The sequence below is a fragment of the Paractinoplanes lichenicola genome (genome assembly GCF_016785085.1).
Classification (GTDB): Bacteria; Actinomycetota; Actinomycetes; order Mycobacteriales; family Micromonosporaceae; genus Actinoplanes; species Actinoplanes lichenicola.
In genome coordinates this window covers 21318-47884 of the sequence record NZ_JAENHO010000018.1, presented here as the reverse complement: position 1 = coordinate 47884, position 26567 = coordinate 21318, and the positions used below count along the sequence as shown (strand labels likewise).

Annotated in this window: 22 protein-coding genes; 11 read left to right on the top strand and 11 right to left on the bottom strand. The window is 71.9% G+C overall.

Going from position 1 to position 26567, the window contains the following annotated elements; all coding sequences use genetic code 11:
* Nucleotides 1-34: 34 nt before the first annotated feature.
* Complete coding sequence (locus tag JKJ07_RS43875) at nucleotides 35-718, bottom strand: hypothetical protein (protein WP_202997973.1); 684 nt, start codon at nucleotides 716-718, stop codon at nucleotides 35-37.
* Between the two features lie 121 nt (nucleotides 719-839).
* On the opposite strand from JKJ07_RS43875, the gene JKJ07_RS43870 reads away from it, so the two are divergent.
* Complete coding sequence (locus JKJ07_RS43870) at nucleotides 840-1823, top strand: Lrp/AsnC family transcriptional regulator (protein WP_307834751.1); 984 nt, start codon at nucleotides 840-842, stop codon at nucleotides 1821-1823.
* Here the strand turns inward: JKJ07_RS43870 and pdxR are convergent.
* A complete protein-coding gene (gene pdxR / locus JKJ07_RS43865) occupies nucleotides 1774-3141 on the bottom strand; it encodes a MocR-like pyridoxine biosynthesis transcription factor PdxR (protein WP_202997972.1) in 1368 nt (455 codons plus the stop codon). The two genes, JKJ07_RS43870 and pdxR, sit on opposite strands and share 50 nt — an antisense overlap.
* A gap of 47 nt (nucleotides 3142-3188) precedes the next feature.
* Between pdxR and JKJ07_RS43860 the strand changes: the two genes are divergently transcribed.
* Nucleotides 3189-4199 carry an aldo/keto reductase gene (locus tag JKJ07_RS43860; protein WP_202997971.1) on the top strand — a complete coding sequence of 337 codons (1011 nt, stop codon included), beginning with the start codon at nucleotides 3189-3191 and terminating at the stop codon, nucleotides 4197-4199.
* Nucleotides 4200-4367: 168 nt separating this feature from the next.
* Complete coding sequence (locus JKJ07_RS43855) at nucleotides 4368-7589, top strand: tetratricopeptide repeat protein (protein WP_202997970.1); 3222 nt, start codon at nucleotides 4368-4370, stop codon at nucleotides 7587-7589.
* An 11-nt stretch (nucleotides 7590-7600) separates the two neighbouring features.
* On the opposite strand, the gene JKJ07_RS43850 is transcribed toward JKJ07_RS43855, so the two are convergent.
* From JKJ07_RS43850 to JKJ07_RS43830, 5 genes are all read right to left on the bottom strand, one after another.
* A complete protein-coding gene (locus tag JKJ07_RS43850; RefSeq protein WP_307834750.1) occupies nucleotides 7601-9052 on the bottom strand; it encodes an MFS transporter in 1452 nt (483 codons plus the stop codon).
* 76 nt (nucleotides 9053-9128) lie between these two features.
* Complete coding sequence (locus JKJ07_RS43845; protein ID WP_202997969.1) at nucleotides 9129-9884, bottom strand: 2-phosphosulfolactate phosphatase; 756 nt, start codon at nucleotides 9882-9884, stop codon at nucleotides 9129-9131.
* 27 nt (nucleotides 9885-9911) lie between these two features.
* Nucleotides 9912-11090, bottom strand: a complete 1179-nt coding sequence (locus JKJ07_RS43840) for an alanine racemase (RefSeq protein WP_202997968.1) — start codon at nucleotides 11088-11090, stop codon at nucleotides 9912-9914.
* Nucleotides 11077-11514, bottom strand: coding sequence for a hemerythrin domain-containing protein (locus tag JKJ07_RS43835; RefSeq protein ID WP_202997967.1), 438 nt, complete (start codon nucleotides 11512-11514; stop codon nucleotides 11077-11079). Before JKJ07_RS43835 ends, JKJ07_RS43840 begins: the two co-directional genes overlap by 14 nt.
* An 82-nt stretch (nucleotides 11515-11596) precedes the next feature.
* Complete coding sequence (locus JKJ07_RS43830) at nucleotides 11597-13138, bottom strand: beta-N-acetylhexosaminidase (RefSeq protein ID WP_202997966.1); 1542 nt, start codon at nucleotides 13136-13138, stop codon at nucleotides 11597-11599.
* A 179-nt stretch (nucleotides 13139-13317) separates the two neighbouring features.
* Between JKJ07_RS43830 and JKJ07_RS43825 the strand changes: the two genes are divergently transcribed.
* From JKJ07_RS43825 to JKJ07_RS43790, 8 genes are all read left to right on the top strand, one after another.
* Complete coding sequence (locus JKJ07_RS43825) at nucleotides 13318-14526, top strand: amidohydrolase family protein (protein ID WP_307834764.1); 1209 nt, start codon at nucleotides 13318-13320, stop codon at nucleotides 14524-14526.
* Nucleotides 14527-14536: 10 nt separating this feature from the next.
* Entirely contained in the window at nucleotides 14537-14917 is a 381-nt protein-coding gene (locus JKJ07_RS43820) for a RidA family protein (protein WP_202997964.1), read from the top strand.
* 110 nt (nucleotides 14918-15027) lie between these two features.
* Complete coding sequence (locus tag JKJ07_RS43815) at nucleotides 15028-15330, top strand: urease subunit gamma (protein WP_202997963.1); 303 nt, start codon at nucleotides 15028-15030, stop codon at nucleotides 15328-15330.
* Entirely contained in the window at nucleotides 15327-15761 is a 435-nt protein-coding gene (locus JKJ07_RS43810) for an urease subunit beta (RefSeq protein WP_202997962.1), read from the top strand. Before JKJ07_RS43815 ends, JKJ07_RS43810 begins: the two co-directional genes overlap by 4 nt.
* Entirely contained in the window at nucleotides 15758-17476 is a 1719-nt protein-coding gene (locus JKJ07_RS43805; RefSeq protein WP_202997961.1) for an urease subunit alpha, read from the top strand. The genes JKJ07_RS43810 and JKJ07_RS43805 overlap by 4 nt, the downstream gene beginning before the upstream one ends.
* A gap of 1 nt (nucleotide 17477) precedes the next feature.
* A complete protein-coding gene (locus JKJ07_RS43800) occupies nucleotides 17478-18122 on the top strand; it encodes an urease accessory protein UreF (protein WP_202997960.1) in 645 nt (214 codons plus the stop codon).
* Nucleotides 18112-18858, top strand: a complete 747-nt coding sequence (gene ureG, locus JKJ07_RS43795) for an urease accessory protein UreG (protein ID WP_438871498.1) — start codon at nucleotides 18112-18114, stop codon at nucleotides 18856-18858. The genes JKJ07_RS43800 and ureG overlap by 11 nt, the downstream gene beginning before the upstream one ends.
* Nucleotides 18855-19583 carry an urease accessory protein UreD gene (locus tag JKJ07_RS43790; RefSeq protein WP_202997959.1) on the top strand — a complete coding sequence of 243 codons (729 nt, stop codon included), beginning with the start codon at nucleotides 18855-18857 and terminating at the stop codon, nucleotides 19581-19583. The genes ureG and JKJ07_RS43790 overlap by 4 nt, the downstream gene beginning before the upstream one ends.
* Here JKJ07_RS43790 and JKJ07_RS43785 read toward each other — a convergent pair.
* The 4 genes from JKJ07_RS43785 to cphA all read right to left on the bottom strand — a co-directional run bounded on the left by JKJ07_RS43785 (nucleotide 19580) and on the right by cphA (nucleotide 26560).
* Entirely contained in the window at nucleotides 19580-20482 is a 903-nt protein-coding gene (locus JKJ07_RS43785; protein ID WP_202997958.1) for a sigma-70 family RNA polymerase sigma factor, read from the bottom strand. The genes JKJ07_RS43790 and JKJ07_RS43785 overlap by 4 nt on opposite strands.
* A gap of 131 nt (nucleotides 20483-20613) precedes the next feature.
* Nucleotides 20614-20868 carry a hypothetical protein gene (locus JKJ07_RS43780; protein ID WP_202997957.1) on the bottom strand — a complete coding sequence of 85 codons (255 nt, stop codon included), beginning with the start codon at nucleotides 20866-20868 and terminating at the stop codon, nucleotides 20614-20616.
* A 340-nt stretch (nucleotides 20869-21208) separates the two neighbouring features.
* Nucleotides 21209-23329, bottom strand: coding sequence for a serine/threonine-protein kinase (locus tag JKJ07_RS43775; protein ID WP_202997956.1), 2121 nt, complete (start codon nucleotides 23327-23329; stop codon nucleotides 21209-21211).
* A 498-nt stretch (nucleotides 23330-23827) separates the two neighbouring features.
* Nucleotides 23828-26560 carry a cyanophycin synthetase gene (gene cphA, locus JKJ07_RS43770; protein ID WP_202997955.1) on the bottom strand — a complete coding sequence of 911 codons (2733 nt, stop codon included), beginning with the start codon at nucleotides 26558-26560 and terminating at the stop codon, nucleotides 23828-23830.
* Nucleotides 26561-26567 lie beyond the last annotated feature (7 nt).

The following is a 26567-nucleotide window of genomic DNA, read 5'->3' as shown; positions in this document are numbered from 1 at the left end:
CACATTCTGTCAGGGGCGCCCGACGCGACCGCCGTCAGGCCGCTACTTTCCAGGAGGTCGCCCGCATACCAGCGGTTCCGGTCCTGCCGACGTCGGTGATCTCGACCAGCACCATCCGGGCCGGGCTGGCCGCCGTGAGCACGCAGAGCACGGCCCCCTTGCGTACGGGAACGCTCGCCCCCGGCCCGATGGGGCTGGTGCGGATCGCCCGCGCGCACCCCGCCGCGTCCGTGTCGTTGCTCCTGACCTGGCTGCCGCCCGCCGCCCCGGAGCCCAGGGTCAGGCTGGGCAGCTGATCACCGCAGCGGCTGTCGTAACGCAGGTCGCTGACCTTCTCGCCGGCGTTGGACCGGGGCTCGTCGAGGTCGAGGAAGAGCACGGCCGAGCAGCCCACCTGCACGCGCAGCGGCTCCTGGGCGTACGAGACGTCGAAGTCCCCGGCCGGCGCGGCGGCGGTTGCCGCGACCGGTTGCTGCTGCAGCGCCGCCCGGGCCAGGTAGGAGGCCCGCCAGGCCACGAAGATCGCCACCCCGGCCACGTTCAGCGCGAACAGGGCCAGCGCGGTGGCCAGGAACAACCCCCAGTTGCGGCGCTTGACCGGCGGCCCCTCACCCAGCTTCTCGGTCGGGCCGTCCGGGATCTCGCTCCTGGGCGGGCCCGCCGGGAACGGGTCGCGGGCCTTGGGCGGCGTGTTGCTGGTCGCGCGGAACGTGGACATCGGCGGCTCCTCGATCCAGCGTGGCAAATCGGTTGAACGACCCTAAGACGGTCATCCGGCGTGTTCCCATCCCTCGCCGAGGGGACAAGGTCACCTCGGCCCGGACCCGTAGAATCCCCTGGTGGCGCCCGACCGGATCGATCAACAGATCCTGCACGCGTTGCAGCTGTTCCCCCGGGCGCCGTTCGCCCGCGTCGCCGCCGTGATCGGCGTCTCGGAGCAGACCGTCGCGCGGCGCTATCAGCGGCTGCGCTCGGCGGGCGTGGTGCGGGTGCTGGCCCGGGCCAACCCGACCCGTCAGCCCGGCAAGTCGTATTGGACGCTGCGGATCGGCTGCCGCCCCGGCACCGCGCAGGCCCTGGCCGACGCGCTGGCCCGCCGCGACGACACGTCCTGGGTCAGCATCGGCGCGGGCGGGGCCGAGATCACCTGCCAGGCCCTCGTCGACGACCAGCGGGCCGGCCTGCTGCACCAGCTGCCCCGGGCGTCGAGCGTGCTCACCTTCAGCGCCCACCAGCTGCTGCACCGCTTCGTGGGCCGCGGCGAGTCCGACTGGCTGGCGCCCGGCCACGAGCTCGACGCCGGCCAGCGGACGGCTCTGCTCGAGGGCGTCCCCGAGATCCACCACGACCAGTCCGTACGGGTTGAGGAGGCCGACACCCCGCTGCTCGAGGCGCTGGTGCGCGACGGCCGGGCCAGCTGGGCCTCGCTGGCCGCGGCCACCGGCTGGACGCAACGCCAGGTCGCGCAGCGGGTAGCGACGCTGACCACGGCCGGCGCCGTCTATTTCGACCTGGACGTGGCGAACACGGCGGTCGGCATCCACACCGTGGCCACCCTGTGGTTCACCGTCGCCCCGGCCCACCTCGCCGACGTGGGCGCCCAGCTGGCCGACCACACCGAACTGGCCTACGCCGCCGCCGTCACCGGCAAGACCAACCTGATGGCCTCAGCCATGTGCCGCGACGCGGCCGCGCTCTACCACTACCTGACGACGAAGGTGGCGGCCATCCCGGGCGTGCAATCAGTCGAGACGGTGCCGCTGCTGGCCCGCGTCAAGCAGGCCCACTTCCTGATTCGCGATGGCCGCGTGCGAGAACACTGACCGCCCGCGGAACGGCCGCGTCGCCGATGTTGCCGTAGCCGAGCACCAGCCCCGGCGGCCCCGGCGCGACCCGGTAGTCGGCCAGCGTCATCACGGCGACGCCGGCCGACCGCGCGGCCGCCGCCAGCGCGCCCTCGTCGAGCCCGGGCCACGAGCAGACCACGTGCAGACCGGCCGCGACACCCTGGGTGGTGCAGCCGGGCAGGCTTTCCCGGAGCGAGGCGATCAGCAGGTCACGGCGGGCGCGGTAACGCTGACGGGCGCGATGCAGATGCCGATCGTACCGGCCCGCGGCGACGAACCCGGCGAACGCCGCCTGGTCGATCGGCGACGCCGGGGCGCCGGTGGCCAACGCCGTACGCCATTGCGGTGGCGCCACCGCCCAGCCGACCCCGACCGCCGGGGCCAGCGTCTTGTGGGCCGAGCCGACCAGCACCACCCGCGACGGGTCGAGGCCCTGCAGGCACCCTACCGGCTTGCGGTCGTAGCGGAACTCGCTGTCGTACTCGTCCTCGACGATCACCCCGTCGACCGACCGCGCCCAGTCGATCAGGGCCGCCCGGCGGGCCGGGGACAGGACGGCCCCGGTCGGGAACTGGTGGGCCGGGGAGAGGAGCACCGCCCGTACGGGGGAAGGAAGCTCGGCCACCCGCAAGCCGTCACTGTCGACCGGGACCGGCCAGGGCCGCAGGCCCGCGTCGGCGGCGACCGCGCGCAGGGCGCCCCAACCCGGATCCTCGACGGCGATCGCTCGATGACCGGCGGCGAACAGGCCCCGGCAGAGCCGGCCGACCGCGTCGCGGATGCCGTTGCAGATCACGACGGAGGACGGGTCGGCGGCGGCTCCCCGCGAGCGGTTCAGGTATTCGGCGAGGACCGTTCTCAGTTCCGGCAGGCCGTCCGGGGGTGGATAGCCGAGGTCGGCGGTGGCGGCTGCTGCGGACAACGCGTCGGCCCACTGGCGGCGGGGGAAGAATCGAAGGTCAGGCAGGCCGGGGGCCAGGTCGAGCGGCTTCTTGTCCGGAGTCATCGGGACCGTTGGTGGCTGGCTGCCCTGATACCGCACCCGCGTGGCCGAACCCGTCCGGCCCTCGACGTAGCCCTCCGTCGCCAGCTGGGCGTACGCCTGCGTGACGACCCACCGCGAGCAGCCCAGCGCCGGCGCCAGCAGCCGGCTCGGCGGCAACGCGGCCCCGGCCGGCACCCGCCCCGACCGGATCGCCGAGCGCAGAGCCGAGGCCAGGGCGACGTGCCGGGGACCTCGCGCGGGCAGCTCGAGTAGCGTCTCCCAGGCCAGATTGGTACGGGAAACCGGCATGGAAATGGATCGTAGGCGCAGACCGATCCGATCGTAGGGTCGCCACCATGCGCTATCGATTTCTGGGCCGCACCTCCCTGGCCGTCAGCGAGCTCTGCCTCGGGGCGATGACCTTCGGGCGGGAGGCCGACGAACAGACCAGCATCCGCCTGATGGACCGGTTCGCCGAAGCCGGCGGCATGTTCCTCGACACTGCCGACGCCTACGGGGCGGGGCGCAGCGAGGAAATCGTCGGCCGCTGGCTCAAACAACACGACCGTGACGACTGGGTGATCTCGACCAAGGTGCGCTGGGGTCCCGGCGGCAACCGCGCCGGGCTCGGCCGCAAACACATGCTGGCCGCGGCCGAGGGCAGCCTGCGCCGGCTCGGCACCGACCACATCGACCTCTACCACGTGCACGGCTGGGACCCGGCCGCCTCCGTCGACGAGGTCGTCCGCACCCTCGACCTGCTGGTGACCAGCGGCAAGGTGCGCTACCTGGCCGTCAGCAACTGGGCCGCCTGGCAGATCCAGAAGGCGCTCGGCGTCGCCGACAAACGCGGCTGGGAACCGTTCGCCGCCATCCAGCCCCGCTACAACCTGCTCGACCGCGAGTTCGAATGGGAGCAGGGCCCGCTGGCGGCCGACGCCGGGCTGGGCGTGCTGCCGTGGAGCCCGCTGCGCGGCGGGTGGCTGACCGGGCGCTACACGCGGGGCGGCTCGGCCCCGGCGAACAGCCGGATCGGCATGGCCGAGGCTCAGAACTGGGGCGAACGCTGGGGCGTCTACGACAACGACCGCACCTGGCGGGTGCTGGACGAGCTGACGGCGGTGGCCAAGGAGATCGGGCGGGAACCGGCTCAGGTGGCGCTGAACTGGCTGCTGCAGCGGCCGGCAGTGACAGCGCCGATCATCGGGGCGCGAAACGTGGAACAGCTGGAGTCCAATTTGGGCGCTGCCGACTGGGACCTGGACGCCGCGCTGGTGGACCGGCTGAACGCGGTGACCGTGATTGATCCGCTGCCGTTCCCGTACGACACCCTCGCCAACAGCGGCCACGACGCGGCACCCGAGTAAGGCCGGGACGACCCCGGAATCGGGTGGATGATCGGCGCGGACGGATGGATGTTCGTTCGGTATTGATGGAGTGACGTCGCTTCCGTGACTCGGCGGCCCGGTGGTTTGGTGGTTGATCGGCAGTCACTGAGGAGGCGTTGTGGGTCGGTTGCTCGTCGCGGTCCGATCATGACGGTGATCGCGGTCCGGGAACGGTCGGCGGGCGCCGACGGCTCCTTCTCGGTCGACGTACGGGTCGGCGACGCCGAGCACACCGCGGTGGTGGCCGGCCCGTTCGACGCGGCCCAGGAACAAGAACTGGTCTGGTATTTCGAGGAGCACCTGCGCTACCCGTTCCTCGACTGGGACCGCCGGGACGCGGCGGCGCTGGCGGTGGCCGACTACGGCCGCGCGTTGTTCGGGCAGCTCTTCGCCGACGAGGAGGCGCGGCACAGCTACCGGAAGCTGCGGGAGTCCGGGTTCGACGGTTGCCGGATCGAGGTGGTCGGCTCGGCCGGGCTGCACCGGTTGCACTGGGAGACGCTGCGCGACCCGGAGTACGCGACCCCGCTGGCGGTGCGGTTGCCGCTGACCCGCCGGGTGACCGGGCAGGGGACGCGGTTCGACCTGCCGGCCGATCGGGCAGCGGTGAACATTCTGGTGGTCACGGCCCGGCCCGACGGGCCTAAGGACGTGGGCTACCGGACGGTGTCGCGGCCGCTGCTGGAGGCGCTGCGGCAGGCCGACGTGCCGGTGACGGTGGAGTTCGTGCGGCCGGGCACGTGGGCGGCGCTGCGGGATGCGCTGCAGGCGAAGTCGGAGACGGTCGGCACCGGCTGGTTCCAGGTGGTGCATTTCGACGTGCACGGCCTGTTCGGTGCCCACAAAACCCTGGAAGAGGGCCGTCGGGGCGGGCGGTTGACGTTCGATCCGGCCGAGGTGCCGGCGTTCGAGGGGCAGCAGGGGGTGCTGTTCTTCGAGACCGCTACGGACGGAGTGGCCCAGCCCGTGCCGGCTAAGCAGGTGGCGGAGCTGCTGGCCGAGCATCGGGTCCCGGTCGCGGTGCTCAACGCCTGCCAGTCGGCGACCCAGTCGGCCACCGAGGCCGGCCTGGCGCAGCAGCTGGCGCAGGCCGGTGTGCCGTTGGCGGTGGGGATGGCGTACTCGGTGACAGTCTCCGCGGCCGCGGCGGCGATGCCGGTGCTCTACGGGAAATTCGCCGCGGGGTCGAGGCCGATCGAGGCGGCTCATGCCGCGCGGCGGGCGCTGTTCGAGAAGCGGGGGCGGCGCGGCTACTTCGACCAGGTCATCGACCTGGAGGACTGGGTGCTGCCGGTGGTCTTCAGCCAGCGGCCGTTCGACCTTCGGCTGCGGGCGCGCACCCCGGCCGAGGAGGCCGAGTTCTACGAGCGGGAGGCCGAGGTCGGTCCGGAGCCTTCACCCCGGTACGGGTTTGTCGGCCGTGACCTGGATGTGCAGGCCATCGAACGCCGGCTGCTGATGGCCGGCAACGAGCTGCTCGTACGGGGCATGGCCGGGGCCGGCAAGTCCACGTTGCTGGCGCATCTGGGCTGGTGGTGGCACCGCACCGGGTTGGTCGAGCGGGTGTTCGCGTTCTCGTACGAGGATCGGGCGTGGACGGCTGACCAGATCGTGCGGGAGATCGCCAAGAAGCTGCTGACCGCGGTCGAGCAGACGGTGCTCGACTCCTTCAGCGAGTCGGCCCGGCTGGAACGGATCGCCGGGCTGCTACGGGCCCGCCGCTTTCTGCTCGTGCTGGACAACGCCGAGTCGATCACGGCCAGCCCGGCGGCCATCCCGCACGCTCTCGACTCGCCGCAGCGGGATCGGCTGGTGGAGCTGCTGCGGCGGCTGCGCGGGGGCCGCAGCCTGGTGCTGATCGGTTCGCGGCAGGACGAGGGCTGGCTGGTCGCGGGCAACTCGTACGACCTGCCGGGGTTGGACCCGCAGGCTGCGTCCCAGTTGGTCGAGCGGATCCTGCACGAGCATGGGGGCAGCCACTATCGCAGCGACCCCGGCCATCGCGATGCGCTGCGGGAGCTCGTCAAGTTGCTCGGCGGTTATCCGTTGCCGATGACTGTAGTGCTGCCGGCGCTCGGCACCACGACGCCGGCCGAGATCCTGGCGCAGCTACAGCAGGGAGATGTCGCCGCCGACCCGGTCGGGATCATCAGGCGCGCCATCGAATACAGCCACGGCAACCTCGATCCCACGGTGCAACAGTCGATGTTGTTGCTGGCCCCCTTCACCGCCACCATCCCCACTGGTCCGGTCCTCTCCGCATATCAAGAGGAATTGGAGGCAATCGATTCGGTTCGGGCTCTCGGCACCATCGACCTCGCGGCGGCGATCAACGAGACCGCCCGGGTCGGCCTGGCCACGCCCCATCAGTTCCTCCCACTCGCGGAGGTGGTGCCGATCCTGCCGTACTTCCTCCGGACCCGGCTCAACAATCAACCCGACCTGACGGCAGCGGCCCGCCATGCGCATTATCGGCTGCACCTCGGCCTGGCCAAAGCAATCCACGACCTGCTCACCGGGCTCGATCCTCGAAGTCGTGCCGTGGGGCAGGCGCTCGCCCAGGCCATGTACGCCAATCTCATTACCGCGATCGAGCACGGCACCGATACGGGCCAGTACATCGAGGTTCTCGTCGCGGCAATCGCCGTTTACCTTCGACGCCGCAATCAATTAGCCGCTTTCGCCCAGCTTCTGGCCGATGTATTGAACCGGCATCGGGCGGACGGAGGTGGACACAGCCAACTCGAAAGCGCCTTCTTGAACGGCTTCGCCGGCCGTACGGCTCTGGACCAACACCGCCTCGACGACGCCGAACACTATTACCGGGTGGAACTGACCATCCGCGAGAACACCGATGACCGCAAGGGTCAGGCCACCGCACATCATCAACTCGGTGTGGTGACGCGGACCCGACGCCGGTTCGGCGAAGCAGAACGCCACTACCGACAAGCCCTCGACATCTACTTAGATCTCGAGGACCGGCACAGCGCCGCCATCACCTACTACCAACTCGGCTCGACGGCCCAGGAGCGACAACGGGTCAACGAAGCCGAACGCCACTACCGACAAGCTCTCGACATCTTCCTGAGCTTCAACGACCGGTCGAATATCGCCACCGTCTATCACCAGCTCGGCGTGCTTTGCCATGTGCAGGATCGCCATGAGGAGGCGCTCACCGCAATGCTCAGCTCCGCGATCTACTGGCACGAGGACACCGGGTTATGGCCTGGCAATGCCCTCGTTGGCATCGTCAAGGTACGAGAACACATTGCCGACGAAGCGTTCATCGCCGCCGTCAGGAGCATCGTGCCCGCGAGCATGGTTGACGACTTTCTCGAGGCGCTGCGCGGCACATCAGACGGCGAATAAGAGCCGACCCATCAGACCAACACAGCTTCGGGCTTAGGCGCGGGCCTGACCAACAGGAACACGGCCAGGGCGGCGAGCAGGGCCACACCGGCGGCCACGGCGAAGCCGACGTCGAGGCCGGTCGCGGCGGCTCCGCGGAGCAGCGGCTCGGGGATGGAGCCGAACACCTGGCCCGAGGCCAGCCCGTGGGCCACGTCGGAGGAGTCGCGGACGCCCGCCGAGGACAGGAACGACGTGGCGCGCGAGGCGAACGCCGACCCCACCACGGCGACCCCGATGGCGAAGCCCAACTGCCGTGCGGTGTTAAGCGTCCCCGCGGCCATGCCACCCCGATCTGCCGGCACGGCTGCCATCGCCGACTCGGCCAGGTTGGGCATGACCAGCCCCACGCCGAGGCCGATGATCGCGAACCCGGGCAGCAGCGCGGGCCAGCTTGATGACGGGCCGACCAGCCAGACCGCAAGCAGGCCGCCCGCAAAGATCAGCAGCATGCCCACGCCGATCAGCACTCGGGGTGAGCGGCCGTGCAGGCGGGCGCCGGCCACCCCCGAGACGATCAGTGAGAGCACGCCCATCGGCAGCGCGGTCAGGCCGGCCTGCAGCGGGGTCAATCCGAGCAGCGACTGCAACCAGATCGACGTGTAGGTGAGCATCGCAAAGGCCGCGAAGTTGACCAGCAACGCCGCGATCAGCACCCCGGTGAAGGTGCGGTTGCGCAGCAGCGCGAGGTCGATCATCGGGGCCGGCGAGCGGCGTTCGATCAGCACGAACAGGGCCAGGGCGACGGCGCTGACGACGTACAGGGAAGGAATTGATCTGATCACCGCGAGCGTCAGGGCCGTGGCGGCGACGGTGAAGGTCAGGAAGCCGGCGATGTCGAACCGGCCGCCGCGGAAGACGGGAGACGGCCGGAGAACAGTCAGCGTGAGCACAAGGGCAGCCACGCTGATGGGCAGGTTGACCAGGAAGATCCAGCGCCAGCTGAGGGCGTCGGTGAGCACGCCGCCGAGCACGGGCCCGATCGCGGCCGCGGCGCCCGAGACCCCACCCCAGATCCCGTACGCCACCCCGCGCGAGCGGCCCTGGTAGGAGGAGTTGAGCAGCGCGAACGTGGTCGTGAAGAGGGCCGCCCCGCCGATGCCCTGCACCACCCGGGCGGCGATCAGCAGGGTGTCGTCGCTCGCCAGCCCGCAGGCCAGCGAGCTCAGCGCGAAGACGACGAGCCCGGCCGCGTACAGGCGCCGGTGCCCGATCCGGTCGGCCAGCGAGCCGGCGCCGAGCAGCAGCACGCCGAGCGACAGCGCGTAGCCGTCCACAACCCACTGCAGCGAGTCGAACGAGGCGTACAGGTCGCCGGCCATCCGGGGCAGGGCCACGTTCACGATGGTCACGTCGACGAGCAGCATGAAAGTGCCGAGGCAGACCGTTACGAGCGGCCACCACTTACGCATGGAGTTGAACACGGCTCAACGATCGGGCCCCGACCTCGAAAACTCGCAGCCAGCCGACCGAAAAACGCCATAACCTCCACCGTGGCAGTCAGAACGGGTGGGTTCCGCCAGGCACGAACCATCCGTCGCGCAATACCGGCACGACCGGGCTGGCCCCCACGTCCCCGGCCACCGTGACGTCCCCGGCGAACCCGTTGGCCCGCAGCTCCAGGCCGCTGGCCGACTCGGGCAGCTCCGTCTCGATCCGCCCGGCCACCCCCCGGTACGCCGCCAGGGCGGTCAGCGCCTCGGGCGAGAACCCGTCGGTCCCGTCGAGGTCGGCCAGCCGGGCCAGGAAGGCGCCCGCGCCCCACAGATCCTCGACCGCCGGGCGCAGCGACCCGTCCGGCCACCGCTCCCCGGCCGCCACCACGGCCACCGGCTTGTCCCCGGCCCGCTCCCACACCCAGGCCGCGGCGGCCGCGGCGTTGCGCAGGCAGACGCCGACCACCGTGCAGCCGGCGTCGGCGAGCCGCACCGAGATCGCCGACCCGTTGGGCGACGGCAGCACGAGCCGGTCGATCTTCGCCGCCTCCAGATCCGTCCGCAGGATGCTCTCCGGCGACAGCGTGACCTGCCCCGGCCCGGCCTGCGAGCGCAGCACCGCGAGCATCGCCCCGTGCCGGTGGGCCACGGCCGCCGCCGAGTCGTCGCGCCACCTGTACGGCAGGACGCTGATGCCCTGCTCGACGGCGACGGTCAGCGTGGTCGTGAACGACAGCACGTCGACCACCGCCACGAAGGCCGCGCCGGGGGCCACCGCGTCGGCGCCCAGCGGACCCCAGTCGAATCGAACCCGAGACATGTTCGCAGTCTGCCAGCCGCGGCCTGGTCAGAAGTACGTGGCGAGCACGTCGACCACGCGCCGGTCGTCGTCAACCACCGGAATGTGCCGCCATTTGTCGAAAGCCGTGCACGGATGGGAGATCCCGAACCGGACGAGGTCGCCCGGCTCCAGCGTGAACTCCCCGGTGGACAGATAGGTGTGGTGGTCGTTGAGCTTGGTCACCTCGATGCCGGTGGTGGCCGCGTACGTGCCGTCGGCCCGGCGGATCTCCATCGGCACCGGCAGCCCCTCGTCGAACGGCGCGTCCCGCTTGCCCATGCCGGCCAGGGCCAGGCCCGGCTCGGGGGCCGAGATCACCTGGGCCCAGATGTCGAGCGCGGCGGCCAGCGGACCCTCCTGCGGCACGCGCAGGAACGGCGTGCGCTCGCGATAGAAGCCGTCGTCGTGGGTCACCGAGGCGCCGCTGCGCAGCACGAGCGTGGCGTCCACGGGTTTGACCCGCTCGACGACGCGGTCGAACCACGCGCTGCCGCCGGCCGACAGCATCGGTCGTTCCGGCAGCAGACCCGCGTTCTCGAGGCGGCGAAAACCGGCCACCACCTGGTCGAGAAAGTCGTCCACCTCGCGCTGAGCCTGCAACTGCCCCTCGTACGCGGTGAGGCCCGCGAGCTCGAGGCCGGGCGCGTCGGCGACGACTCGGGCCACCTCCTCCAGGGCGTCGAGCGACCGGATCCCCGTACGACCGTGCTCGTGCCCCAATTCGACGAGAACCCGCAACCGGCCCGCCGCGGCCGCGGCCCTCGCCCCCGCCACCGAGTCGACCTGGAAGAAGACCTCCCACCCGGCCGCGGTCTCCTGGGCCAGCCACCGCAGCGTGGTCGGGTCGAGCACCTGGTTGGCGATCAGCACCCGCGGCACGCCCAGCCGGCGCAGCACGAGCGCCTGGTTGGCCGTGGCCACGGTCAGGCCCCAGGCCCCGGCCGCCAGCTGCGACGCGAGCAGCCCCGGGGCCATGGTCGTCTTGGCGTGCGGGCTGAACTCCCAGCCGTGGCGCCGGCAGTAGGCGGCCATCGTCGCGATGTTGGCCTCGGCCGCCTCGCGCCGCAGCACCAGCAGGGGCCAGGTGAACTGCCCGCCGAAGAGGCCGGCCGGCAGGTCGAGCTTCCCCTCGGGCAACCAGAAACCCTTGCTGCGCCAGTCGACGGTTACTTCAGGCACGTCCATCGGTCACTCCGATCCCGAGATCACCCATCGGCTCCAACGCGTTGAGCACCGAGACGAGCCGCTTCTCCTCGCCGATGAAGTGCGTCTCCAGCACGGCGCTGACCGCGTCCAGTTCCTCGTACGTGGTGGACCGCTCGAGCCGCCCCAGCATGTGCGCCAGCATGTTGTGGTCGCTCCTGAGCCCACGCAGGAACGCCTCGAGCTCGGGATGGCGCGCGGCCAGCAGAGGAAACACGTTGGCGTCCTCGGCTTTGTGGTGCTTGGTGACCGCCCCGCACAGGGTCATGCAATAGACATGCAGGTCGCGGCCCTCGTCCAGCGCCACGTAGAGGTCCTCGACCATCTCCCGCAGCCGCAGGTGCGCGCTGATCAATTGATCGCCGTAGGCACGGAACCGCGCCCGTTCGTTGTCGTAACTGTCCACGGATGTCCCATGGTTCCACGCCTCCATGCCCGCGGCGGTCTCTTTGCCGGGTACACGCGACGCTTCCCGCAGCTCATCAGACTCACCCGCCGGATGGCAAGCGCTTGGTCATCTCGCGCAGCTCGGCGAGCCGGTCGGGCAACGAGCGGGGGTTGCCTGGCGCGTCGGGCCGGGCGTCCCACGGGCGGGGCCCGGCCGGCGGCCGATAGTTGACCCCGAGCGCGTCCAGCCGGGCCAGGTGATCGGGCAGGCGCGCCTCGAACTCCCCGTACGTGCGGGGCCCCCACACGGCCTCGGCGAACGCGCTGATCCGCGGGTACGTCATGTAGTCGACGGCCCGGGCCGAGTCCATGTGCTCGGTCCAGACGTTCACCTGCCCGCCGAGCACCAGCTCCCGTTCCTGCGGCGACAGGCCTTCCGGTACGGGGTGGAACGCGTACACGTCGGCCAGGGTGAGCCGGGTGCCCACCGGGGTCGGCTCGCCCGGGTCGTCGGACTGGCGGTAGTCGAGGTAGGCCTCGATGTCGGGGCACGCCACCACCGGATGCCCGAGCCGGGCGGCGACGGTCGTCGGCTCGGGCCCGCGCCACGCGGCGATCACCGCACCGGCCGGGGCGCCGCCCTCGAGGATCTCGTCCCAGCCGAAGACGCGCCGGCCGCGCGACGCCAGATGCTCGGCCATCCGCGCGGTGAACCACGGCTGCAGATCCTTATCGGCCCACTCGTCGGTCGGGCACTCGTCGCCGCCGATCCCGATCAGCTCGCTCGGGAAGATCTCGCAGAGGTGGTCGAGCACGTCCCGGCAGAAGTCGAGCGACTCCTCCTTCAGGTTGAGCACGTGTGTCGAGATGCCCCAGCTCGTTCTGGTCGTCACCTTGGTTGCGCCGAGGCTCGGATACGCCGCCACGGCCGCCTGCATGTGCCCCGGCATGTCCACCTCGGGCACGACCCGGACGTGCCGCTCCTCCGCGTACGCCACGATCTCGCGCAGGTCGTCGGTCGTATAGAACCCGCCGTGCGGCCGGCCGTCGAACTTCCCGTGCTGCCGCGCGCCCAGCATCGACTCGGACCGCCAAGCCCCGACCTCGGTCAGCCGCGGCCACCCCGGCACCTCGAGCCGCCAGCCCTGGTCGTCGGTGAGGTGCAGGTGCAGCACGTTGAGCTTGTGAAAGGCGGCCAGGTCGACGAAGCGCAGCACGTCGGCGACCGGCATGAAGTGACGCGCCACGTCGAGCATCACACCCCGCCACCCGTACGCGGGCCGGTCCTCCACGGTCACGGCGGGCACGAGCCAGTCGGTGGGCCCGGCCCGGCGCAACGCCTCTGGCGGCAACAGCTGGCGCAACGTCTGACACCCGTAGAACACCCCGGCCGCCGACCCGCCCGTGATCGTCAGCCCGTCCAGCACGTACGCCTCGGCACCCAGCCCCGGATCGAGGCGCAGCTCGACGCCGCCCTCGCCGCCCGGCCCCTCGCCGACCGGCAACGGCAGGCGCAGCGCACCCCGCAGCCACTGGGCCACCCCGGCCAGCTCGGGCGGGCAGTCCAGCGGCGTGCTCGCCCACAACCGGAACTCGCCCTCCCGCGCCCGCACCGACCCCGGCTCCGGCACCAACCCCCGCATGATCACCTCACCAAGATCGTTTTGCTGTTTGCCAACCTGCCGCCCCCTCCCCCGCCCATCAAGGGTGGGCCGACCCTACCCCCGCGAAAAGGCCGAACCGCCGTTGTCCACAGGCCCGCCGCGCGTTGTCCACAGGCCCGCACCGCCCCGCCATGATTCGGATAGGGTCGGCCCGGGAGGTGGCCTTGACGCACGACTTGCTGCTCGCCGGCGGCGACCCGTTCGACGTGGCCGTCACCGCCGGCGTGATCGCCGAGACCGGCCTTTCCCTGCCCCGAGACGCCCACACGGTCGTCGACGTCTCCGGCCACCTGGTCACCCCTGGCCTGATCGACCTGCACACCCACGTCGGCCCCGGCTATTGGGGCATCGCCCCCGACCCGATCGCTTGGCACACCGGCGTCACCACCTGGGTCGACGCCGGCTCCGCCGGGGCTTACACGCTCGACGGCCTGCGCCGCGTCGCCGCCCGGGCCGCGGTCCGGGTCCCCGCCCTGCTCAACATCGCCGCCCTCGGGCTGGCCGGCCGCACAGGCGAGAGCCGCGACCTGGCCAACTGCGACGTCCCGCTGGCCATCGACACCGTGCAGGCCAACCGTGATCTGGTCCGCGGCCTCAAGGTGCGCATCGATCGCGACACGGTCGGCGACCACGGCGTCGAGCCGCTGCGCCGCGGTCTCGCCGTCGGGACGGCCTGCGGCGTGCCCGTCATGGTCCACATCGGCACCACCCCGCCCCCGCTCGACGAGGTGCTCGAGCTGCTGCGTCCGGGCGACATCGTCACCCACAGCGCCAGCGGCATCGCGTCGCCGCTCGGGCCGTCCGTGCGCGCGGCCGTCGACCGGGGCGTGCTGCTCGACCTCGGCCACGGTTCCGGCGGGTTCGCCTTCGACGTGCTCGAACGCCAGCTCGACCTCGGCCTCGGCCCGCACACGATCTCGACCGACCTGCACTGCCGCTCGCTCTACGGCCCGGTCTTCGACCTGCCGACGACGATGGCCAAGGTGCTCGCGGCCGGCGTCCCGCTGGCCGACGTGCTCGCCATGGTCACCACGCGTCCGGCGGCCGCCCTGGGCCTGCCCGGCGGCACCCTCGAGGTGGGGGCCCCGGCCGACCTGGCGGTGTTCGAGGTGCGCGCCGAGCGGCACGAGCTCGTCGATTCCCACCGCCAGACCCGCACTTCCCCCGTACGGCTGGTGAATGTGGCCACGTACGTCGGCGGCCGCCGCCTGCCCCCGGCCTGGCCCGCCGCTCCCCCGCCGTGGTCGCCGCTGACCCCGGCCCAGCAGGAGGCGCTCGCCGCCCGCGAATCAGCGCTGCGCGACCTGCTCAACACCCCGCTCGTCGGCGCCGAAGCCCTCGAAGAACAGTTCCCACGCGACTCCTAGGAGACCAGAGATGCCCAAGCGCGCCATCAAGGCCGAGCAGGCGGCCCCGGCCGGCGGCCCGTATTCGCACGCCGTCGTGGCCGGCGACTTCATCTACCTGGCCGGCTCGGTGCCCGCGCTGCCCGACGGCACCCGGGTGACCGGCAGCTTCGCCGAGCAGGCGCACGCCGCGTTCCGCAACCTGGCCGCCGTGGCCGAGGCCGCCGGGTCCAGCCTCGACCAGGCCGTGCGGGTCGGCGTCTACCTGCGCGACTTCGGCGACTTCGCCGAGATGAACGAGATCTACCCGCAGTACATCAAGGGCTCCGCCCTGCCCGTACGCACGACGCTGCCGGTGCCGCTGGTCGGCTTCGACATCGAGATCGACGCGGTCCTCTACACGGGGGCCTGACCCGTTTCTCCCCTGGGAAGCGCCCCGCGTCTGCTTTGATCGACATGGGTAACACGTCGGAAACGTCGAACTGCGAGCATCGCGGGGCGCTACCCAGGGGAGGGATCCGTTTGTTCCTCAGCCAGCACGAGCAGGAACGTCTGCTCATCCATGTCGCGGCCGACGTGGCCCGGCGGCGTCAAGAGCGCGGCCTCAAGCTCAACCATCCCGAGGCGACGGCCATCATCACCGCCTTCCTGCTGGAGGGTGCGCGCGACGGGCGTACGGTGGCCGAGCTGATGGACGCCGGGCGGCGCGTGCTGACCCGCGAGGACGTCATGGACGGCGTGCCCGAGATGCTGGCCGAGGTGCAGGTGGAGGCCACATTCCCCGACGGCACGAAGCTGGTCACCGTGCACGGGCCGATCTCATGATCCCCGGCGAGATCCTCTTCGGCGACGGTGACATCGAGATCAATCCCGGTCGCGACGTGCTGACTTTGACCGTACGCAACACCGGCGACCGCCCTGTGCAGGTCGGCTCGCATTTCCACTTCGCCGAGTCCAACGAGGCCCTCGATTTCGACCGCCGGGCGGCCTGGGGCTTCCGCCTCGCCGTTCCGGCCGGCACGTCCGTACGCTTCGAGCCCGGCATCCCGCGCGACGTCTCCTTGGTCGCGCTGGCCGGCGCCCGCATCGTCCCGGGCCTGCGCGGCCTGGCCGGCGGCCCGCTCGACGACGGCCCCGCCTCGCCTGACGCCACCCCTCCCGCCACCACTCCCTCGCGCCCGGACAAATCCGACTTATCCGATTCGCCGACCGGCGACCACGACCCGGCGCAACCCGAGAACGGAAGCCCGCGATGACCACCCTGGATCGCGGCCGCTACGCCGCCCTCTACGGACCCACCGCCGGCGACCGCATCCGCCTGGCCGACACCAACCTGCTGATCGAGGTCGAGGAGGACCGCAGCGCCGGCCCCCGCCCCGGCGACGAGGTCGTGTTCGGCGGCGGCAAGGTGATCCGCGAGTCGATGGGCCAGTCCCGGGCCACCCGCGCCGAGGGCACGCCCGACACGGTCATCACCGGCGCGGTCGTGCTCGACCACTGGGGCATCGTCAAGGCCGACATCGGCATCCGCGACGGCCGGATCGTGGCGATCGGCAAGGCCGGCAACCCGGACACGATGGACGGCGTCCACCCCGACCTGGTGATCGGCCCGGGCACCGAGATCATCGCGGGCAACGGCAAGATCCTGACGGCGGGCGCCATCGACAGCCACGTCCACCTGATCAGCCCGACGATCCTCGACACCGCGGTCGCGTCCGGCATCACGACGATCATCGGCGGCGGCACCGGCCCGGCCGAGGGCACCAAGGCGACCACGGTCACCCCGAACGCGTGGCACCTGGCCCGCATGCTCGAGGCGATCGACGCGTACCCGGTCAATGTGTTGCTGCTCGGCAAGGGCAACACCATGTCGGCCGAGTCGATGTGGGAGCAGCTGCGCGGCGGGGCGGGCGGCTTCAAGCTGCACGAGGACTGGGGCACGACCCCGGCCGTGATCGACGCCTGCCTCCAGGTCGCGGACGCCTCCGGCGTACAGGTGGCAATTCACACCGACACGCTGAACGAGGCCGGCTTCGTCGAGGAGACGCTGCGCGCCATCGCGGGCCGGTCGATCCACGCATATCACACCGAGGGCGCGGGCGGCGGTCACGCGCCGGACATCATCACGGTGGCCGGGCAGCCCAACGTGCTGCCGTCGTCGACCAACCCGACCCGGCCGTACACGCGAAACACCCTCAGCGAGCACCTCGACATGCTGATGGTCTGCCACCACCTGAACTCGGCCGTGCCCGAGGATCTGGCCTTCGCCGAGAGCCGCATCCGCCCGTCCACGATGGCCGCCGAGGACCTGCTGCACGACCTGGGCGCGATCTCGATGATCGGCTCCGACTCGCAGGCGATGGGCCGGGTCGGCGAGGTCGTCATGCGCACCTGGCAGACCGCCCACGTCATGAAGGCCCGCCGCGGCGCCCTGCCCGGCGACACCACCGCCGACAACACCCGGGCCAAGCGCTACGTCGCCAAATACACGATCTGCCCCGCGGTCGCGCACGGCATGGCGGAGCAGATCGGCTCGGTCGAGCCCGGCAAGCTGGCCGACCTGGTGCTGTGGGATCCCGCGTTCTTCGGCGTACGCCCGGCGCTCGTCATCAAGGGCGGCATGATCGCCTACGCGCAGATGGGCGACGCCAACGCCTCGATCCCGACTCCGCAGCCGATGCTTCCCCGGCCCATGTTCGGCGCCAAGGGCGTGGTCCCGGCTCAGACGTCGCTGGCTTTCGTGGCCGAGGCCGCCATCGACGCCATGCTGACCGACCGGATCGGCGTCAAGCGGACCTTCACCCCGGTCGCCAGCACCCGCGAGGTGACCAAGGCCGACATGCCCCGCAACGACGCCCTCCCCCGCATCGAGGTCAACCCCGACACGTTCGAGGTCCGCGTCGACGGCGAGATCATCGACCCCGACCCGGTGACCGAGCTCCCCATGGCCCAGCGCTACTTCCTCTTCTGACGTGAGCCTCGCAACGCTCCTCGTGCTCGCCGACGGCCGCCTGCCGTCCGGCGGGCACGCGCACTCCGGCGGGCTCGAGGCCCAGGTCTCGGCCGGCCGCGTCCGGGATCTCGACGCCGTCGCCGGGTTCCTTCGGGGCAAGCTCGCCACCGCCGGGCTCGTCAACGCGGCGTTCGCGGCCGCGGCCTGCGCGCGACCGGGTGAGTGGGCAGATCTAGATCAAGGGCTTGATTCCCGTACGCCGTCACCCGCGCTCCGGAAAGCGTCGCGCGCGCAAGGCAGGGCCCTGCTCCGGGCCGCCCGCGCCATGTGGAGCCTGCCGCCGATCGGCCGCGACGTGCACCAGCCGATCGCCCTCGGCGTGGTCGCGAGCGCGGGCGGGCTCGGGCCGCAGGAGGCAGCCGTGGCCGCGGCGCACGGGACGGTCAGCGGGGTCGCGTCGGCCGCCGTACGGCTCCTTGGTCTTGACCCTTTTGCGGTGCACGGGTTGCTGGCCCGGCTCGCCCCCGAATGCGACCGGATCGCTACCGAGGCGGCAGCCCGCAGCGACCGGCCCGTCGACGATCTGCCCGCCGCGAGCGGTCCCCTGCTCGATGTCGGCGCCGAGCTCCACGCCACCTGGGAGGTGCGTCTCTTTGCATCCTGAACACTCCGTCGCCGGTGGGGCCCTTCCCCACCCCTCGGACGGCTACGTCGCCCCGCACACGCACGGGCCCGACGAGGTGCCGCACACCCATCCCGACCCGGGCGTCGACCCGCACCAGCCGTTGACCAGCGGGCCGCGGGCGCTGCGGATCGGCATCGGCGGGCCGGTCGGCTCGGGCAAGACCGCGCTGGTGGCCGCCCTGTGCCGGGCCCTCGGCGACGACCTGCGCCTGGCCGTGGTCACCAACGACATCTACACGACCGAGGACGCCGACTTCCTGCTGCGCAACGGGGTGCTGCCGGCCGACCGGGTGCGCGCGGTCGAGACCGGCTGCTGCCCGCACACCGCGATCCGCGACGACATCTCGGCCAACCTGGACGCGGTGGAGGATCTCGAGGCGGCGCTCGGCCCGCTCGATCTCGTGCTGGTCGAGAGCGGCGGCGACAACCTCACGGCCACGTTCAGCAAAGGGCTGATCGACCGGCAGATCTTCGTGGTCGACGTGGCCGGCGGCGACAAGGTGCCGCGCAAGGGCGGCCCCGGCGTCACCACCGCCGACCTGCTGGTGATCAACAAGACCGACCTGGCCCCGCTGGTGGGCGCCGACCTCGCGGTGATGGATCGCGACGCCAAGGCCCGGCGCGGCGATCTGCCGACCGTCTTCCTGTCGCTGGTCGGCGATCGCACCGCCACGCCGGTCGCCGAGTGGATCCGCGGCCTGATCGCCACGGCGTGAAGGCGTTCGCCCGGGTCGTCGCCGAGAAAGGCACCCGGCTGACCGTCCTGCGCAGCGAGTCGCCCCTGCTGCTGCGCCGCACCGGTCCGGAAACCGTGCACCTGGTGGGTGGCGGCGCCGGCCCGCTGCGCGGCGACGACCTGCGGCTCGACATCACCGTCGGCCCCGGCGCGGTCCTGGAGATCCGCAGCGTGGCCGCCCAGCTCGCACTGCCCGGCCGCGCTCATCTGCCGCCCTCGCGCCTCGAGATCACGGCGACCGTCGCGGCCGGCGGCACGCTGCGCTGGCTCCCGGAGCCGCTGATCGCCGCGGTCGGCTGCGATCACGTCACGGTCACCCGGGTCGACGTCGAGGACGGCGGCGAGCTGCTCTGGCGCGACGACCTGGTCTGCGGCCGCCACAACGAGACCTCGGGCGACGTCCGCACCGACACCACGATCCGGTACGCGGGCCGCACGCTCTATCGCCACGAGCTCGCGGTCGGCCCGGCCGCCCCGGGCTGGTCGGGCGCCGCGGTGCTGGGCGGCGGCCGGGCGATCGGCACCCTGGTCGCCGCGCCCACCGGCCCCGCGCCGCGGTCGGGCCCGGGCGACTTCGCGGTCATGCCGCTGGCCGGGCCGGGCGTGCTGGCCACCGCGATCGGCGCCGACATCCGCCCGGTGCGAGCCGCCCTCGATCCGCTCAGCGAACAGGGATCGAGGGCGTTCTCGGCAACAACGGTCTAGGCCGCGACCGCGATCGGCACGCCGTGCTCGTCGGTCAGCGCCAGCCGGGTGTGCAGGTTGCCCTGCTGGGCGACCCGGGCGAAGTACTCCGAGCGCCGCCGTTGCATACAACCCTTGCGCGTACGGGGTCCGCCCGCGGCCACCGTGAGCAACTCCGGCGCCAGCGAGCTGTTGAGCCCCTCGCGCAGCAGCTGCAACGCCTCGGTGCGGAGCTGGGAGATGCGCGACTCGGTCACGCCCAGCCGCGCCGCGACGTCGCTGAGCGGCTGCTCCTGCAGGAACGACTCCGTCACCACCATGCGCAGCCGCTCGGGCAACGCCTGGATGGCCTGGTGCAGATAGCCGAGGCGCTCCCGCTTGAGGAGCAGATCCTCCGGCCCCTCGGACGTCTCCGGCACCATCTCCTCGGCCGCGCCCGTGGGGAAGCCCTGCAGGCTGAGCAGGGCCGCCTTCTGCACGTCGTCCTCGACCGTGGCCAGCTCCGCGATGCCGATGCCGAGCAGCTCGGCCACCTCGGCGTCGGTCGGGGTCCGGCCCAGCTGCGCGGTCAGCTCCTGCCGGGCGGTGGCGCTCTTGCGGGCCCGGGCGCGCACCGATCGGCTGGCCCAGTCCTGCCCGCGCAGCTCGTCGAGGAGCGCGCCGCGGATGCGAACCGCGGCGAAGCGGTGGAACGGGATGCCTCGGGTCACGTCGAAGGAACGAGCGGCCCCCAGCAGCGCGGCAAAGCCGGCCGAGGACAGGTCGTCCGCATGGACGTGACCCGGTACCCGGTTCAGAAGTTCCCGGACCAGATGGCCAACCATCGGCATGTGTTCGCGGACCAGGTCCTCGATGTCACGCGCGGACGGCGCGTCGTGGGTCGTGCCGATGGTGGCGGGGAGTTGGGTCGCGTCGGTCACGTAGTCCTCCTCGCTCGTACTACCGGTTGGGTGAAAACCGGCTGACGAGGAGAACTTTTGCCGTCGAAAGGTGCGAAGGCGGCCGAACTCGGTTGCTTTTAGGGTGCTTTTCGCGAGAAAAGCTCAGGTTTTCAGTGGAAGGCGGCGGCGCGCCGGGGCTCCAGCACCTCGGTCAGCTCCGAGTGCACCCAGTGCATGCGGCGCACCGCGACATCCGGGTGATCGCCGAACTCCAGCGCCACCTCGGCCGCGCAGCCGTCGCTGCCGTACTGCAGGATCATGGCGGTCACGGCCTGCTCCACTGCCTCGTTGCTGGGGCACTGGGACGGCTGCAGGTCGGAGACGAACAGAGCCTCCGCCGCCAGATCCTTGACAATGCTGATCATGTCGAACTCCCCGATGGACGACCTGCTGCGCGCGGCCGTACTGCCCGAATGCCGGCGCACAGTTCCGCTATCTCATCTTTTGCCTACGCACGGTCCCCGCCCGGCTGACACGCCGGGCGAAACGGAGGAAAGTGCCTGATGCATCGGTTTCACAGTAACTCCGCTGCGTGCGGCGTCGCGTCCGATTTTGGCCGTTGCCCTGTTCACCACCCGACCCTGACGCTCCCGGGCGGGCACACCCACGACCCCAGACGCGCTCAGCCGCCCCTGCGGCACCGCCCCGGCCGGGCACGAAAAAGGCCGGCTCGGGTGAGCCGGCCTTTCTCTCGAGCGACGTCGGTCACGGCGCCGACGGGCAGTCCTCCGGGACGTCCGCGTCGCACTCGGTGCCGACACCGGGGTTGTCCGGTGGACGCTGAGTGGTGACCGGGGGTTCCGTCGTCGCCGGCGGGGTCGTCACCGGCGGCGCGGTCGTATCGTCCGGCGGCTTCGGAGCCGTGGTGTCCGGTGGCGTCGTGGTCTCCACCGGCGGCGTCGTCTCCACCGGCTTCTCGGTTTCCTCGGGCGTGCCCTTCGGCGGATCCACCACGCCCGGGTTGCCCGGCTTCGTCGTCGTGCCCGGCTTGGTCGGGGTCACGTCGATCACGCCACCGTCCCCGATCGTGATGCCCGGGATCGGCGACGACGTGTTCGGCGACAGCCGCGTCTGCCCGTTCGCCAGGTGCTCGACGTAGCGCGAGGGCTCGCCCGGCTTGGCCGACACGAAGGTCTCGCACTGCTCGCCGTTGAGCCGGAAGGCCATCGGCGGGTTGTTGCTGGAGACGTATTTTCCGCTCAGCTTGAGCGAGGCGGTCTTGAGAGCCCCGATCTGTTGCTCCGAGTTGACCGTGATGGCGCCGCCCGTGGGCGAGTCCTGCTTGAGGTCGATCTGACCCGCGCCCGACACCGTCTGGTCGCCCGGCATCATGAACCAGAGGTTCCAGTCCTTGATCGGCGTCTGGTTGCGGTTGGCCACGGTCACCTGGGCCACGAAGCGATTGTCCTTGTCGCTCCACACCGCGTAGCTGACGACGCACCGCTCCGTCTGCGGCAGCTCCGCGGGCGGCGCGCCCTTGGCCGTGCCGCCGTTGGCCCCGGTCAGGCTCCACCCGTAGGTGCCCACGCCCAGCAGCAGCACGCCGAGCGCCACCACGAGCACGCGGCGGGTCTTGGTCTGCGAGATGCGGGCCCAGGACGGCGCGGTCGTGCGGCCGGACTCCGACGGCACGTCCTTCTGGTTGCCGTAGGCCGGACGCAGCCCGCCCGAGCCCGCAGGGGACACGGGAGCGGCGTTGTAGACCGGGCCGGACGGCAGGTCGCCGAAGCGGCTGTTGCGGGCCGGAGCGACCGGCTCAGGCTCGCCCGCCTGGGCCGCGGCAGCACCGGCGGCCGCGGCAGCAGCGCCGGCACCCGCAGCGGCGGCAGCCGGCGGAGTCTTGGCGGCCGGCGGAGCGGCGGCCGGCGAGACCGGAGCCGCGCCCGCACCGAGGATCTCGGCGTACGCCTGCGGCGACGGCAGGATCGTCGTGTCCTCGCCGCCGTCGGACCAGTCGGGAACGTAGCCCCGGGCCGTGGCCGGCGCCCCCAGCGCGAGCGCGGCCAGGGTGCCCGCCAGCTCGGCGCTCGACGGCCGGTCGTCCGGTCGCTTCTCGAGGCAGCGCCCGACCAGGGCGTCGACCTCGTCGGGCAGGCCGTCGACTGGCGGCAGCGGCTCGGGCTCGGTGTATTGGTGAGCCCGCAGCAGAGCCGTCGTCGTGCCGACGTCCCACGGCAGCTGGCCGATCAGCGTGCGATAGATGAGCAGGCCCACCGCGTAGACGTCGGTGGCCGGGCTCACCTGGCCGCCCTCGAGCCGCTCGGGCGCGAGATAGGCCGGCGTGCCGAGCAGGCTGCCGTCGGGGTCGATGTCGTTCTCGCCGATCAGGGCCGAGATGCCGAAGTCGACGACCTTGGCCCCGGTGGCGGTGAGCATGACGTTGGCCGGGGTGACGTCGCGGTGCACGATGCCCCGCGAGTGCGCGGCGGCCAGCGCCGCGGCCACCTCGGCAGTTATCCGCACGGCGTGCTGCCAGGGCAGCTTGCGCACGCGCGCGAGCACGGCGGCGAGCGACTCGCCGTCGATCAGCTCCATGACGACGTACGGCACGGGCTCACCGTCGACGGTGGTCGCCTCGCCGTAGTCGTAGACATTCGTGATGTTTGGGTGGCTGAGCCGAGCCGCAGCCTGAGCCTCCGCACGGAGTCGGCGCCGGAACGCCGGGTCCGTGCTTGTCGACGGTGGCAGAACCTTCACCGCGACCTGGCGCCCGAGGACCTCGTCGAACCCTCGCCACACCACTGACATCCCGCCGGCGCCGAGCCGCTCGACCAGTCGATAGCGACCGGCCAGCAGACTCGAACCCGGAAGGTCCGTCGTGCTCATGTGCCCCCACATGCGCGCTTCGAAGAAAACACCGAGCTGCACCGCCATGCCCCTCGGCGTCGGGGTGCCCGGACACGGCCGGACGTTCCCCATCGACGGAAGGGATGCTAGCCGATGATCGGCCCCCTCACGATCCCGCGCACACACCGTCTTACCTGCGGTTCATCACCGTCCGTTTCCGAACGAATCGCACCCGCGACGGGTGCCCGTCCAGTACCCGAAAGTCGGATCTAGGACTGCCAACCGGTGGCATTGCGGGCCTACACCCCGGTATGCCCGCTTTATCGGAAGTTTCTTCCAGCAAGACTTTGCCTCTGTCCAGCATGGACGGTTCCACTAGTCGTGACACGACCGTCACGCAAGGCAATGTGACCCGATAGTCGACAAAAGCTCGCCCTAGGACAACTGTTGGTGGATCTACCTGTGCAACCCCGCCTGAACGGGTGATCCCCTCGGCTGATCAGCCTATTTTGCGTGCCAACCTCCCCGAACGAAGGATCAGGCGTGATAACCGGGGATCGGAACCCGGTCGTTCCCCATTAGCGCCTTCGCCGGCGGTCGCACGGCCCCGGGCGCCCGGCCGGGCAGGGCCGGTGGCGCCTCCACGGCGGCCACGGCGCCCAGCTCGTCCAGCAGCGCGAGCACGGGGGCCAGCTTCTCGTAGATGACCAGCACCACGTCGCCGGGACGGGCCAGCCGGAGCGCCTCGGTCACGGCCTCCCGGCAGCCCTCGGCCCGCACCGAGGCCAGCTTGGGCCGCCGCGCCCGCATCTCGCGCTCGACCAACGAGGACACCTCCCCCGGCGTACGGCCGCGGGGGTCCTCGTCGTCGTAGAGCACGACCCGCGTGACGCCGTCCGCCACCACCTGCGCGCACGCCGCGATCAGGTCGTCGCGCCGATCGCCGGGCAGGGTCAGGGCGGCCACGCAGCGATCGGCGCCCCAGAGCCGGTGCAGGGTGCGCAGGGTCGCCGCCAGCGCCGCCGGGTTGTGGGCATAGTCGACGAACACCGACACGTCCCCGAGCCGCATCAGCGTGCCGCGACCGGTGTTCTCGACGGCCGGGTCGAACTCGGTCACCCGCCGCGACACCGCGTCCTGGCCCGCGCCGAGCGCCCGCGCGGCCGCCATCGCCGCCAGCGTGTTGGCCACGACGTGCGGCGCGGCACCCCCGTACGCCCCGGGAATCTCCGCCACCCGCAGCAGCGACGTCCGCCGGGCCCCGGTCGCCTGCAGCACCCACCCGCCGTCGAGCAGATAGGCCGTGCCGCCCCGCGCGAGATGCTCGACCACCACGGGCTGGCCGGCGTCGAGCCCGAACCACACCACCCGCTTGCGGTCGGCCCGCACCCGCGGCCGGCCCACCAGCGTGCGCACCCACGGGTCGTCGGCGTTGAGCACGAGCGTCCCGCCGTCGCGCACCCGCTCGGCCACCAGCGCCTTCACGTGGGCCAGGTCCTCGATCGTGGCCAGGCCGTCCTGCCCCAGATGATCCGCGGTGATGTTGGTCAGCACCCCGACGTCGGTCCAGTCGTAGCCCAGCCCGCGGTTGAGCAGCCCGCCCCGCGCCGTCTCCAGCACGACGGCCTGCACCCCCGGGTCGCCCAGCACCATCTGCGCCGACCGCGGCCCGGTGGCGTCGGCCCGGAAGACCACCCGCCCGTCGATGCGCACGTCGTCGGTGGTCGTCAGCCCCACCCGCAGCCCGGTGTCGGCCAGCAGGTGCGCGGTCATCCGGGCCACCGACGTCTTGCCGTTCGTGCCGGTGATCGCGACCGCCGGGATCCGCCCGTCCGACCCGGCCGGGAACATCGCCCGCACGATCGCGTCGCCCACGTCGCGCGCGCGACCCCGCACCGGCGCCAGGTGCATGCGCAGGCCGGGCACGGCGTTCACCTCGATCACCCCGGCCGTGACGTCGGCGTCGATCTCGACCGGCGGCACCGGCTCGCCGATGCCGGGCAGGCGCAGGTCGATGCCCGCGATGTCGAGCCCGAGCAGCGCGGTGACCCGCAGGCACAGCCGCGCCACCTCGGGGTGCACGTCGTCGGTGACGTCGTGGCTGGTCGCGCCGGTGGACAGATTGCCGGTGGCGGCCAGCCACACCCGCTGCCCCTCGGCCGGCACGCTGCGCCCGGTCAGCCCCTGCCGTTCCAGCAGCGCGGGGTCGGGCGTCACCCGGGTCAGCACCCGCGAATGCCCGACGCCGCGGCGAGGGTCGGCGTTGACCCGCTCGACCAGCTCGTCGACAGTGCCGATTCCGTCGCCCACGACGTGCGCGGCGATCCGTTCCGCGGCCGCCACGACCTCGCCCGCCACCACCAGCACCCGGTAGTCACGCCCGCCCAGCTGCCGCTCGACGATCACGTCCTCGCCGGCCGCCCGGAACGCCCGCTCGACCTCCGCCGGCGTGCTCAGGTGCAGGGTCACGTGCTCGCCCTGGCTGCCCCGCCGCGGCTTGACGACGACCGGGCCGCCGAGCCGCTCGAGCCAGGCCAAGGCGTCGGCACACGTACGGGCGGCGCCACCCGCGGGCATCGGGACGCCCGCCTCGGTCAGCAGCCGCCGGGTCACCTGCTTGTCGCCGGCGATGTCGATGCCCACGCCGCTGGTCCGGTCGGTCATCGCGGCCCAGGCCAGCCGCCGCCGGTTGCCCCAGCCCAGCCGGAGCAGGCTCAATTCGTCGTAGCGCTCGACCGGGATGCCCCGCCGCCGGGCCGCCGCGATGATCGACCGGGTGCTCGGGCCGGCCGCCTCCCGTTCCGCGCGCGCCGCGAGCTCGTCCAAAACCGGTTTCCCCGTACGCCCGGCGGCCACCGAGAGCACCAGGTCAACCGCCGCCTGCAGCAGGTCCCGCGGCACCTCGGAGCCCGGCGACTCGTCGACCGGGCACTCGACGATCAGGTCGTAGCAGCCCGGCTCCCCCGCCGACACCGTGCGGCCGAAGCTCACGTCCCGCCCGATCAGCTGCGACAACTCGAGGCAGACATGCTCGGTGACGTGCCCGAAATAGGTGCCGCCGCGCAGCCGGCTCACGAACCCGCCCGGCGCCCCGGCCGCGCAGTGGTGCTCGGCCAGCCCCGGCAGGCTCCGCAGCAGCCGCTCGGCGAAACCGGTCACGTCGGAGGTCTCGACGCCGGTCAGCTCGCCCAGGCGCAGCCGCGCGACCACGGCCGGGCGGGACAGATAGACGTTGGGCCCACGCAGGTGCCGCAGGCGCTCGATCTTCATGACATCT

Bases quoted from the DNA above. Each gene is read 5' to 3' on its own strand.
- JKJ07_RS43875 (WP_202997973.1), bottom strand. From the start codon at position 718: ATGTCCACGTTCCGCGCGACCAGCAACACGCCGCCCAAGGCCCGCGAC.
- pdxR (WP_202997972.1), bottom strand. From the start codon at position 3,141: ATGCCGGTTTCCCGTACCAATCTGGCCTGGGAGACGCTACTCGAGCTG.
- JKJ07_RS43860 (WP_202997971.1), top strand. From the start codon at position 3,189: ATGCGCTATCGATTTCTGGGCCGCACCTCCCTGGCCGTCAGCGAGCTC.
- JKJ07_RS43855 (WP_202997970.1), top strand. From the start codon at position 4,368: ATGACGGTGATCGCGGTCCGGGAACGGTCGGCGGGCGCCGACGGCTCC.
- JKJ07_RS43845 (WP_202997969.1), bottom strand. From the start codon at position 9,884: ATGTCTCGGGTTCGATTCGACTGGGGTCCGCTGGGCGCCGACGCGGTG.
- JKJ07_RS43840 (WP_202997968.1), bottom strand. From the start codon at position 11,090: ATGGACGTGCCTGAAGTAACCGTCGACTGGCGCAGCAAGGGTTTCTGG.
- JKJ07_RS43830 (WP_202997966.1), bottom strand. From the start codon at position 13,138: ATGCGGGGGTTGGTGCCGGAGCCGGGGTCGGTGCGGGCGCGGGAGGGC.
- JKJ07_RS43820 (WP_202997964.1), top strand. From the start codon at position 14,537: ATGCCCAAGCGCGCCATCAAGGCCGAGCAGGCGGCCCCGGCCGGCGGC.
- JKJ07_RS43810 (WP_202997962.1), top strand. From the start codon at position 15,327: ATGATCCCCGGCGAGATCCTCTTCGGCGACGGTGACATCGAGATCAAT.
- JKJ07_RS43805 (WP_202997961.1), top strand. From the start codon at position 15,758: ATGACCACCCTGGATCGCGGCCGCTACGCCGCCCTCTACGGACCCACC.
- JKJ07_RS43780 (WP_202997957.1), bottom strand. From the start codon at position 20,868: ATGATCAGCATTGTCAAGGATCTGGCGGCGGAGGCTCTGTTCGTCTCC.
- JKJ07_RS43775 (WP_202997956.1), bottom strand. From the start codon at position 23,329: ATGAGCACGACGGACCTTCCGGGTTCGAGTCTGCTGGCCGGTCGCTAT.
- cphA (WP_202997955.1), bottom strand. From the start codon at position 26,560: ATGAAGATCGAGCGCCTGCGGCACCTGCGTGGGCCCAACGTCTATCTG.